The sequence below is a fragment of the uncultured Mucilaginibacter sp. genome, assembly GCF_903913935.1.
Taxonomy (GTDB): Bacteria; Bacteroidota; Bacteroidia; order Sphingobacteriales; family Sphingobacteriaceae; genus Mucilaginibacter.
This window is the reverse complement of sequence record NZ_CAIWNH010000452.1, coordinates 1-10,584: the sequence shown is the minus strand read 5'-3', so window position 1 is coordinate 10,584 and position 10,584 is coordinate 1. Positions and strand designations below refer to the sequence as shown.

The window sequence follows — 10,584 nt, the reverse complement described above, 5'->3', positions numbered from 1 at the left end:
CATTTTTATTTTCAGTTATTTCAAATAAAATATAAAAAAACCTAAATAATGCTAAAATTTAGCGGCAAATATTCAATAATCAGCCTATTTTTTAACCTTTTATAGTAATTTAACGCAACTTTTTGCTGTTTTATTCAAAAAAACGATGCATTTATTAAAACAATCGGGATTATCTTATACAATTAAAAATAACATGATTTGCTTTGCCTCCGCAAACTTCTGGTAAAAAAATGGCAGAAGGATCCATTTAATATCCGTTAAGCTGTTAAAAGAAGTTAAAAATTTGAATGCCTGGGCGAAAAAATTGCTTAAATCAAACATCATTCTAAAAATGCTTTGACATTTTTGCGGAAAGATTCGCAAACACACATGGCATCTGCAGTACCGGTAAAAAAAAATCCCGAGCTAACTACTTTAACTTTATGGCTAATGACCGTAGCTACCGGTTTAATTGTGGCCAACCTGTATTATAACCAGCCCCTGCTTGAAGATATAGCCCGCACTTTTCATACCACCCGTGCAAAAGCCGGGCAGGTATCCATGCTTACTCAATTGGGCTACGCTGCCGGGATGTTTTTTTTGGCTCCGCTGGCTGATATGCTCAAACGCAAACGGATGATGATGGTGATCTTTGCTTTCATCGTATTATCCCTGGTTTTAACAGCCACAGCGCAAAGTATCAACCTGCTGGTATGTGCCAGCTTTTTTTTAGGCGCATCTTCCATGATCCCGCAGCTGTTGGTGCCGATGGCGGCGCACCTGGCCAAACCGGAGGAACGCGGCAAAAAGATAGGCACCATAATGGCAGGCCTGTTAATAGGTATACTGCTATCCCGTACATTCAGCGGCATAATAAGCGACCATTTTGGATGGCGGGCCGTGTTTTACATTGCGGCGGTCATTATGCTGGTGATGTGGCTGATGATCGGTTTGTTTTTACCCGAAGTGGAGCCCGATCATAAAGACGGTTACGGAAAGTTAATGACTTCGTTGATTGAACTGGTGAGGGATGAGCCCCAGTTGAGAATCGCGGCTTTGCGTGGTGCTTTATGCTTTGCCTGCTTTAGCGCTTTTTGGTCGACCATAGTGTTTTTACTCAAAGCGAATTTTAATATGGGCAGCGGCATCGCCGGTGAATTTGGGTTGATTGGCGCTTTTGGAGCGATTGCTGCCGGACTAATGGGCAGGCTGAGCGATAAAATGGATGCCTATAAATTATCTGGCTTTACCATATTGCTGATCCTCGTCTCCTTTATTATATTTTATTTCTCTGCATACAGTATTGTTGGGTTGATCATCGGTGTTATCGTAATGGATATGGGGGTACAGGCTACACATATATCAAACCAGTCCATCATTTTTGCATTAAGGCCCGAAGCCCGCAACCGCATCAATACTATTTATATGGTTACTTATTTCCTTGGCGGTTCCGCCGGAACTTTTTTAGCCACCCAGCTCTGGAAAACGTACCAGTGGAACGGCGTATGCGCGATAGGCGCCACTCTTTCTGTAATTACCTTGCTGATCCATTTTTTCAATCACACCAAAACTGCCTGAGAATTCTTCCTGGTAACCACTGTACACAACAGGTGTACTAAAAACTTATACATCTGTTTGTTCATTAACCCCGACAAATGTTATTGCCGGCAATTAATAAAATGCTTTTCAACAGTTTTTTAAGCCATATTCGTTATCTTTTTCAGGCTGAATATTTTTCGCCCTATTTTCTGGCACTGAATTGGAATAACCACATTTAAATGCAATACAGGATGGCTCTTGAAAATAAAAAACATAGCGTAAGCGAAGAAAAGGAATGGGAAAACCCCGTAAACCCCGCTTTGACTACCGATGAAAGGGATAAGGAGCAATTGTTAAGGCAATATAAAGAAGCCAAACGCAGGAAAGATAACTTAACCACAGAAGAAACTAAAACTGATAATAAAAACTAATTTAACTGAACGCTAAAATTAAATTACAAGCCTATGAAAACGATTAAAAAACCATCAGCAAAGAAACTATTGATACGTTTTGATAACGAACTGAAGAATTTGTTGACAAATGATCTGAAATCATTTTTACTAAGCAAACAACAGGCATTGATGCAATCGAATTTATCAATCGCCTGACCATCATATACAGTTAACTACACATCTTTTACATCACCTGTGAAAACGATAGCGCTTTGCAAATTGCAGGGCGCTATTTTTTTGAGGAGTATTTAATTATAAGGCTCGCGGTACGGGCCGAGGCACCGGGTTTGCCCATCTTTTCATCCAGTAAATCAAAGCTAACCAGCATTTTTTGACGGTAGGATTTATTGTTCAGCAGATTGTCCAGCTCGGCCTTGATCGTTTGGATATTGCAATCCTCCTGTATGAGTTCTTTGATCACGTCACAATCCATAATCAGGTTAACCAGGCCGATATACAGTATTTTCACGACAGCCCGGGCAATGCCGATCGAAATAGGGTGGCCCCTGTAAACCAGCATTTCAGGTACATGAAATAAAGCAGTTTCCAGCACTGCGGTTCCTGACGCAACCACGGCGGCATCGGCATTGCTTAAAAGGTCATAGGTGGCGTTAAAAACGATGGGGATATTTTTTTGGTTGAGAAACTGGTCGTAATACTCTTTTTTGAACGATGGTGCACCGGCTATGATAAACTGGTGATCTGGAAACTGATCCGTCACCCCCAGCATTTCGGGCAATAAGCGGCTAATCTCCTGCCTGCGGCTGCCGGGTAGCAAAGCGATGATTTTCTTACCCGATGGGTTGTATTGAGCCAGGAAATCAGGCGAAGGTTTGAAGGCGTCGATAGCATCCAGCAAGGGATTGCCTACATAATCAACCTCCATGCCCCATTTTTTATAAAAATCAACCTCGAAAGGCAGGATGCAAAACATATGATCAACAACGCGCTTTATTTTAAGCACCCGTTTCTGGTTCCAGGCCCAAACCTTTGGCGATATATAGAAGCAAACCAAAATGCCATTCTTTTTGGCAAATTCAGCTATCCTTAAATTAAAGCCCGGAAAATCTATCAATACCAATACGTCCGGCTGCCAGGCAACGATATCATCCTTGCAGGTTTTTATATTTTTAAAGATCTCGCGTAAATTTAAAGCTACTTCAATAAAGCCCATAAAGGCCATATCGGCGTAGTTTTTTACGATGGTGCCGCCCTCGGCCTGCATCAGGTCGCCGCCAAAATAGCGGAATTCAGCCTGTGGATCCTGCGCTTTCAGGGCCTTCATTAAATTAGCTCCGTGCAGGTCGCCCGAGGCCTCGCCGGCTACCAGGTAATACTTCATCTAAAAAGGTGCTGTTTTAAGATAAAAAGAACGATTATAAATATAAAAGTAATGGCCATGATTCCTTTAACTGTTTTGACCGTTTCTTTTTTTGCCAAAAGGCGCATCATGATAAGGTTTAAAACTACAGCTACCAGGTAGGGCAGTGCCGGTTTATTAAAGAGCAGCATACTGTCTTTTAACAGATAGGCTGCCAAAAAAGATAATGCCGGAAATGGCAGGGCAAAAAGGGCCCCGGCCAGGTAACTATTTTTGCTGAACATATTGTCTTTTTCCATCATACGTTAAAGGTCCAGCTATGCAGTAAAGGGATAGCATGGTGTGCTGTCATATCAAACTGAACAGGCACTACCGATACGTAACCATTTTCAAGCGCCCAAACATCGGTGTCTTCGCCGCCATCGTTCAGCTGAAAAACGCCGGTTAGCCAGTAATAAGGTCGCCGTTGCGGGTCCATGCGCTCATCAAATTCTTCGGCCCATTTGGCATTGGCCTGCCGCGATATTTTGATGCCTTTAATATGAGGTGTAGCCGGGAAGTTTACATTCAGCAAAGTGCCGCCCGGCAATCCGTTCTTTAACACCTGTATCGCGATCTCCTTTACATATTTAATACAGTGCGAAAAATCAGCCTGCAGGGTATAGTCATCCAGTGAAAACCCAATAGATGGGATACTTTCGATAGCCCCTTCTACCGCCGCCGACATGGTGCCGGAGTAAAGCACATTGATAGAGTTATTTAAGCCATGGTTAATGCCCGAAACACAGAGATCTGGCTTGCGGCCTTTAAATATTTTGTTTACGGCCAGCTTCACACAATCAACAGGTGTGCCCGAGCACCGGTACATTTCAACGCCTTCATAAATATCTACCTGGTCGAGGCGCAGCGGTTTGCCTATGGTAATAGCATGCCCCATACCCGACTGCGGGCTATCCGGTGCGACTACCACCACACGGCCCAGTTCCTGCATGGCCTCCATCAGGCATTTGATGCCCGGGGCGGTGATGCCATCGTCGTTTACAACCAATATGGTTGGATGTGTTTTTGTCATTTGGTGCAAAATTAGTTATATTTGATTATGCTTACTGTTGAAAAGAAAAAGAAATACACCGCTGAGGATTATATGCAGTTGGAAGAAGGTGCGCCTTTTCAATTGATCAATTACGATTTAATTATGTCACCTACACCTATTCCTCTTCACCAGGTAATTTCCCGTCGACTTATCAGCGCAATTTCTGATTTTTTAGGCGATAAAATCGATGACGGCTTTTTGGTATACGCGCCGATGGATGTGAAACTTGATGAGGGGAATGTTCTACAGCCAGATATTCTTTATGTTACGCCAGAAAGAAAGGCTCAGGTTGTAAAAGAACGTGTAGAAGGTGCGCCCGATTTGGTCATTGAAATACTTTCGGCCTCTAACGCCTACTATGATCTCCGGCAAAAGAAAAATATTTATGAAAAGTATGGCGTCAAAGAATACATTATCATTGACCCTATAGAACAAAGCGCAGAATTATATACATTGAAAGACGGCATTTACTACCAGCATCAAAAAGCGCAAAATAACGAGGTTTTAAATTCCAATTTACTTCCAGGTTTCAGCATAGATCTTTCCAATCTGTTCAAATAAAAAAGCCCCGTTTTGCCGGAGCTTTTCAAGTACTATAAGCTATTTATCCACTTTACCAGCTCATCGCGGGATTTGCCCGTTTTAGCCTGGAGTTTCCCGAGCGTTTCGTCGTCCTTGCCTTCTTCGTGTACAAGGTCGTCATCCGTCAAATCACCGTATGCCTGTTTTATTTTCCCTTTTACCTGGTTCCAGCCGCCTTTTAATTCTAACTTATCCATGATGTTTTTTATTTAAGATGTATTTGTATAACATCCGGAGCATCATTTTGGTTTTTAAAAAAACTTAGAACGAACACGGATGCCTTACATATTCATGCCTGAATTTTGGCCTTAGGTTCGTATATTTCAACTCCCGCCCGGGTGATGTGTTGTTTTAATTCCGGGTTATTAATTTTATTAAAATTTAGCACGTCAAATTTATAAGGAAGTAAGGTTTCATCATTTAACATGCCTGGTAGTTGCCAGGCCTCATATTCATCTTTCGTCCAAACAGCAATATCTACATCGCTTCCCCGCTGATGGTTCCCTTTGGCCCGTGACCCAAAAATTACAGCGCGTTCAATTTCCGGAAATTTCGAAAGCACTTGAATAATAGTTTCCAGATCCCCATATTTAAATCCAAACCGGCTATTGTTCATTTGTTTTATCTTTAAAAAAGCGATATACCTGCCCAATTGCCGGGTAGTAGATATATTTAATGGTCTTAACAGCTTCTTTGGCTACAGTTTCGTTGTAAGTGTGCGAAAATTCATTTCGTTTTTCCAGCATTTGCAGCCAGGTATGCCCGTCTTCAATTATTTTGGTTTGAAAACCCTCCTTTATTGCTTCACGCGGAAAGTTGGTGCTTAGTCCTTGTTCGTACAAAAAATCTTTGATTGTTTTCCAGCCCAGTTCATATGTGAATTCAAAAGCCTGCACCAAACCGCCTACCTCAATTGGTGTATAGCTTGCTTTGTCTACAGCAGTTTCAAAAAACAAAAAAGCTTTTTCGAAATTTTGAAACCGTTGTTTCCAGCGTATGTCTTTATTCTCCATTTCGACTAATGCTAATTTAGATATAAAGGTAACAATTTCAGGTAACAATGGTAACTTCCTACAACGCCCCTTCTTTTATCTCTTCCACCACAGCCGGGTCAAGCAAAGTAGAGGTATCCCCTAAATTACTGGTATCACCTTCCGCAATTTTGCGGAGGATGCGGCGCATGATCTTGCCTGAACGTGTTTTTGGCAGGCCCGATACAAACTGGATCTTATCCGGCCTCGCGATCGCGCCGATGATCCGGGTAACCGTCATCATAATATCTTTACGGGCCAGCTCGTCATCCCCATGTTTATTCGGGCAAACCACAAAGGCGTACACGCCCTGGCCTTTGATGTCATGCGGGTAACCAACCACGGCAGATTCAACCACGCTGCTGTGCATATTGATGGCATTCTCAACTTCGGCAGTGCCTATACGGTGACCTGACACATTCAGTACATCATCCACCCGGCCGGTAATGCGGTAATAACCATCAGCATCCCGCAGACAGCCATCGCCTGTAAAATACAGGTCGGGGTAGGTTGCAAAATAAGTGGTGCGGCAACGCTCATGATCGCCATAAGTAGTGCGCAGCATGCCCGGCCATGGGAAACGGATACAAAGGTTGCCGCTTACATCATTCCCCTCAATAATTTTACCGTTTTCGTCTACCAAAACAGGTTGTATGCCCGGCAGCGGCAATGTGGCGTAGCCGGGTTTGGTTTTGGTGATGCCCGCAATCGGCGAGATCATAAAGCCGCCGGTTTCGGTTTGCCACCAGGTATCCACTATCGGGCAATGGCCCAGGCCTATCTTTTCATCAAACCAGTGCCATGCTTCTTCATTGATCGGTTCGCCTACCGAACCTAATTTTTTGATCGAACTAAAATCCTTGCCTTTCAGCACATCATCCCCGAAACTCATTAGCGAGCGGATGGCTGTTGGCGCGGTATATAATATGTTTACTTTGAATTTTTCTACAATGTCCCAAAAACGGCCCGGTGTAGGCCATGATGGAATACCCTCAAACATTACCACAGTTGCCCCTTGTGTAAGCGGACCGTAAGCAATATAGGAATGCCCGGTAATCCAGCCAATATCGGCGGTACAAAAATAAACCTCGCCCTGGTTGTACTGGAATGCGTTGGCAAAAGTATAGCCGGTATAAACCATATAGCCGCCGCAGGTATGCACCACACCTTTTGGTTTGCCGGTTGAACCGGAAGTGTAAAGGATGAACAGCATATCTTCCGCATCCATTTCTTCCGCCGGGCAATCAGGATTACCCTGGGTCTCTACTTTTTTAACTTCATCTTCCCACCAAACATCGCGGCCCTTGATCATGGAAACCGGGGTACGGCTGCGGGTAAGTACGATGCAGCGTTTGATCGACGGGCATTGTACCAGCGCGTCGTCTATGATATTTTTTAATGGGATTTCTTTGGTTCCGCGGTAGCCGCCGTCACTGGTGATCACGATATTGCATTCAGCATCGTTTATCCTGTCGGCAATAGATTGGGAGGAAAAGCCGCCAAATACTACAGAGTGAACTGCACCGATGCGGGCGCAGGCTAAAACCGCAATGGCCAGTTCAGGCACCATCGGCATATAAATACAGATGCGGTCGCCTTTTTTAGCCCCGTTATTTTTGAGCACATTGGCGAACTGGCATACCTTATCGTAAAGCTGCCGGTAGGTTAATATGCGGTGGTCCTCATGCGGGTCGTTTGATTCCCAGATGATGGCCGGTTTATCGCCAAGGGCATTCAGGTTACGGTCGAGGCAGTTTTCAGTAATATTCAGCTTCGCGCCGCGGAACCATTTAATGCTGGGGTCTTTAAAGTTCCACTCCAGTACCTTGTCCCATTTTTTCCGCCACAAAAAATTTTCGGCTATATCGGCCCAAAATTCTTCGGGTTGTTCCACACTTCTGCGGTAAACGTCCTGGTAATCTTCAAAGGAGGTAACTTTTAACGGGGTCTTCATTATATACAATAATTGGTGGGCGTAAATTAGTAATTTTTGTATTAACAGGGCAATAAAACAATGCTTTTTAAAATAATTTAAGAAGTTTATTGAGCGGCTTCCCCGGAGCGCATGTCTTAAAACAATTCAGCGTAATTACTTTTGGCAAACTTTCATTTCGCATCGCCTTTTCAACCTATGGAATATCAGAGGCGGAGTATAAATTTGTAGCGTAGCGAGATGCATCGGTAAAACCGGACAGTGAATTTGCTTAAATTAGCAAGACATTGAAAGCAAGAAGAACAACAGAAGTTCGGCGAAAGTACGATTCGAGTTTCCGGGAGGAGGTAGTACGGATGGTACTTAGCGGGCGGCCAATACGGGAGATATCACAAACTCTGCGTATAGGAGAAAACCTGATTTACAAATGGAAAGCCAGGTATGCGGGAAATCAGCTACCAGCAGATGCAGAACAGAAGCCTCTAGCATCGCAAGGCATCTCATTAGCTGATTACGAGCGATTAAAGGCGAAGCTGCGGGAAGTTGAGCAGGAGCGGGACATTTTAAAAAAAGCTTTGGGCATTTTCAGCCGGGGGACTTAAGGATGGTTTATGAGTTCATTTTGTCCCATGAGCCGCATTATCCGGCTTTAACGATGTGCCATACGCTATCAGTAAGCCGGAGTTGTTACTATGCCTATAAAAGCAAAGCAACCTACGTGAAGAAAGCGGAAGATCTGGCGCTGGAGAAACAAGTGGCGGCAACTTTCAGCGCGCACTATAGCCGTTATGGGGTGCGGCGCCTGGTACCGGAATTACGCGGGCAGGGCTTAAAGATGGGTTCTTATAAAGTCAGGCGAATATTGCGTGAGCATGGGTTAAAAGCCATTCAGCCGCGCTCTTTTGTTCCCCATACGACCGATAGCCGGCATCCTTATCCAATCAGCCCCAACCTGTTGAAGGAGCCAGGCTGTATTCAGGTTGAGCGCATTAACCAGGTATGGGCAGGCGATATTACCTTCATTCCTTTACAGAACAAGTGGAGTTTCCTTGCCGTATGGATGGATTTATATTCGCGTAAGGTAGTTGGCTGGGCTTTGGCAGAACACATGAGGGAGGAATTGGTTATGATGGCGCTTAATAGAGCATTAGCCAGCCGTTACATAAACGAGGGTCTTATCGTTCATTCAGACCGCGGCGGGCAGTATGCCGGCAAGCAGTTTCGCAAATTACTTGCCAGCCGTAAAATCAGGCAAAGCATAACTGGCAAAGACAACCCCTACGACAACGCCTTCATGGAATCTTATTTTTCCCGCTTTAAAACAGAAATGCTGCAAGGCAGTGTTTTTGAAAAGCTGGAAGATGCCCGAACCGAAGTATTTGAATTTATTGAAATGTACTATAACCCCATCCGCAGGCATTCGTCACTGGGCTATATCAGCCCCATGGCTTTTGAGCAGCAGATGGCTTTTCAACCAAAAAAGGAGGATGGATAAAAAGAAAAAAAGTAGCAAAAAAAGAAAAACGGGTTGAAATATGGAAAACTCTCCGAGTTTCCCACATTCCAACCCGACAAACAAACAACAAGTTTTTATTATTTTATCTTTGAACTAAGAGAGTTCACTGTCCGGCTAAACCGATACACCTCATAGCGCTACAAAGGCTACAACCGCTACAAAGCGCTACAAGATTGATAATTAACGACTTAACTACTGACACGATTTTGTCACTGACAAAATCTTGTCAGTGGTTTTTATGTTTTTTTGGAAATGTTCTATATTATTAATAAAACCAATATGTTTTAAAGCAGTTATCTTTAGAGACAATAATTCATATCGAATAAATGAAAGCCAAATCCTTATTTTTCATCTTGCTATTCGTCTTGTCTTTAGTAACCGGCAAAGCTTTTTCTCAAACAAAAAAGCTTATTTCCGTTAAAATTGAATGGGAGGATTTTAATACGGAAAATGTTTATACCGTTGACTGTGTTCAATTTAGACAATTGTTTAAAGAAACAATGCACACAAAGGCTTTTGATCAATTTAAATCTGTTTTGGCAATAGATACTTTGGTTAAACAATTTAAAAATGAAAAATTGTATAAAAGCATCGATGTTCGGGGAATAATAACGCTGAATTATAAAGAAAAACAAACTGAATATTGTTTCGACCAGTTCGGCCATTTCTATAAGGATGGTGTGCTATTATCCAATATCCCGTTAATGGAGTTCATAAAAGGGCTCATCTACGCCAAATAAGCCAGGTAGTTTGTCTTTCTGATTCGGTATTAATAATGATTGGAAAAAGTTTCTGTTTTAAGCGCAGATCTTTTCTAAAAAATATTTTTCAAATCACTATTGCCTATTCAACATAAAATCCTGATATTTGCAAACTCTTTTGAGAAAAGGAGCTAAAAAAGATTTGTCATGTCAAGAATTTGTGATTTAACAGGAAAAGCATCTTTAGTAGGAAATAACGTTTCTAACTCAAACGTTAAGACCAAAAGAAGATTCCATCCAAACCTGAAACTTAAGAAGTTTTATATTCCTGAGGAAGATAAATGGATTACCTTAAAGGTTTCCACATCAGCAGTAAAAACCATCAGCAAAAATGGGATCACTGCCTGTATCAATAAATTTGTAAAAAAAGGTTATAT

The 10,584-nt window shown here is 42.7% G+C and carries 15 protein-coding genes; 8 read left to right on the top strand and 7 right to left on the bottom strand.

What is annotated here, in order from left to right:
• The first annotated feature begins 369 nt into the window (after window positions 1–369).
• The 3 genes from QZY09_RS18180 (at window position 370) to QZY09_RS18170 (ending at window position 2,126) form a co-directional block, all read left to right on the top strand.
• On the top strand, window positions 370–1,557 hold the full coding sequence (locus tag QZY09_RS18180) for an MFS transporter (RefSeq protein WP_295674672.1): 1,188 nt from the start codon (window positions 370–372) through the stop codon (window positions 1,555–1,557).
• 212 nt (window positions 1,558–1,769) lie between these two features.
• A complete protein-coding gene (locus tag QZY09_RS18175) occupies window positions 1,770–1,949 on the top strand; it encodes a hypothetical protein (RefSeq protein WP_295674671.1) in 180 nt (59 codons plus the stop codon).
• 33 nt (window positions 1,950–1,982) lie between these two features.
• Window positions 1,983–2,126, top strand: a complete 144-nt coding sequence (locus QZY09_RS18170) for a hypothetical protein (protein ID WP_295674670.1) — start codon at window positions 1,983–1,985, stop codon at window positions 2,124–2,126.
• Window positions 2,127–2,199: 73 nt separating this feature from the next.
• Here QZY09_RS18170 and lpxB read toward each other — a convergent pair whose 3' ends face one another.
• From lpxB to surE, 3 genes are read right to left on the bottom strand one after another with little or no spacing between them, the layout of a single operon-like run.
• Complete coding sequence (gene lpxB / locus QZY09_RS18165; protein ID WP_295674669.1) at window positions 2,200–3,312, bottom strand: lipid-A-disaccharide synthase; 1,113 nt, start codon at window positions 3,310–3,312, stop codon at window positions 2,200–2,202.
• Complete coding sequence (locus QZY09_RS18160) at window positions 3,309–3,593, bottom strand: hypothetical protein (protein ID WP_295674667.1); 285 nt, start codon at window positions 3,591–3,593, stop codon at window positions 3,309–3,311. The genes lpxB and QZY09_RS18160 overlap by 4 nt, the downstream gene beginning before the upstream one ends.
• A complete protein-coding gene (surE, locus tag QZY09_RS18155; RefSeq protein WP_295674665.1) occupies window positions 3,590–4,363 on the bottom strand; it encodes a 5'/3'-nucleotidase SurE in 774 nt (257 codons plus the stop codon). The genes QZY09_RS18160 and surE overlap by 4 nt, the downstream gene beginning before the upstream one ends.
• A gap of 27 nt (window positions 4,364–4,390) precedes the next feature.
• Between surE and QZY09_RS18150 the strand changes: the two genes are divergently transcribed.
• On the top strand, window positions 4,391–4,945 hold the full coding sequence (locus tag QZY09_RS18150) for a Uma2 family endonuclease (protein WP_295674664.1): 555 nt from the start codon (window positions 4,391–4,393) through the stop codon (window positions 4,943–4,945).
• Between the two features lie 32 nt (window positions 4,946–4,977).
• Here the strand turns inward: QZY09_RS18150 and QZY09_RS18145 are convergent, their stop codons facing one another.
• From QZY09_RS18145 to acs, 4 genes are all read right to left on the bottom strand, one after another.
• Window positions 4,978–5,163, bottom strand: coding sequence for a CsbD family protein (locus tag QZY09_RS18145; protein WP_295674663.1), 186 nt, complete (start codon window positions 5,161–5,163; stop codon window positions 4,978–4,980).
• Window positions 5,164–5,255: 92 nt separating this feature from the next.
• Window positions 5,256–5,582 (bottom strand): nucleotidyltransferase domain-containing protein, encoded by a 327-nt coding sequence (locus QZY09_RS18140; RefSeq protein ID WP_295674661.1) that lies wholly within the window; start codon window positions 5,580–5,582, stop codon window positions 5,256–5,258.
• Complete coding sequence (locus tag QZY09_RS18135) at window positions 5,572–5,979, bottom strand: nucleotidyltransferase substrate binding protein (protein WP_295674660.1); 408 nt, start codon at window positions 5,977–5,979, stop codon at window positions 5,572–5,574. The genes QZY09_RS18140 and QZY09_RS18135 overlap by 11 nt, the downstream gene beginning before the upstream one ends.
• Window positions 5,980–6,037: 58 nt before the next feature.
• On the bottom strand, window positions 6,038–7,951 hold the full coding sequence (acs, locus tag QZY09_RS18130) for an acetate--CoA ligase (protein ID WP_295674659.1): 1,914 nt from the start codon (window positions 7,949–7,951) through the stop codon (window positions 6,038–6,040).
• Window positions 7,952–8,217: 266 nt separating this feature from the next.
• Between acs and QZY09_RS18125 the strand changes: the two genes are divergently transcribed.
• From QZY09_RS18125 to rpmB, 4 genes are all read left to right on the top strand, one after another.
• A complete protein-coding gene (locus tag QZY09_RS18125) occupies window positions 8,218–8,532 on the top strand; it encodes a transposase (RefSeq protein ID WP_295674658.1) in 315 nt (104 codons plus the stop codon).
• A 2-nt stretch (window positions 8,533–8,534) separates the two neighbouring features.
• On the top strand, window positions 8,535–9,425 hold the full coding sequence (locus QZY09_RS18120) for an IS3 family transposase (RefSeq protein ID WP_295674656.1): 891 nt from the start codon (window positions 8,535–8,537) through the stop codon (window positions 9,423–9,425).
• A gap of 521 nt (window positions 9,426–9,946) precedes the next feature.
• Window positions 9,947–10,186: a hypothetical protein gene (locus QZY09_RS18115; RefSeq protein ID WP_295674655.1), complete on the top strand. Its 240-nt coding sequence runs from the start codon at window positions 9,947–9,949 to the stop codon at window positions 10,184–10,186.
• Between the two features lie 168 nt (window positions 10,187–10,354).
• Window positions 10,355–10,584 (top strand): 50S ribosomal protein L28 (rpmB, locus tag QZY09_RS18110; RefSeq protein ID WP_295674654.1); only part of this gene is annotated, 230 nt, incomplete at its 3' end.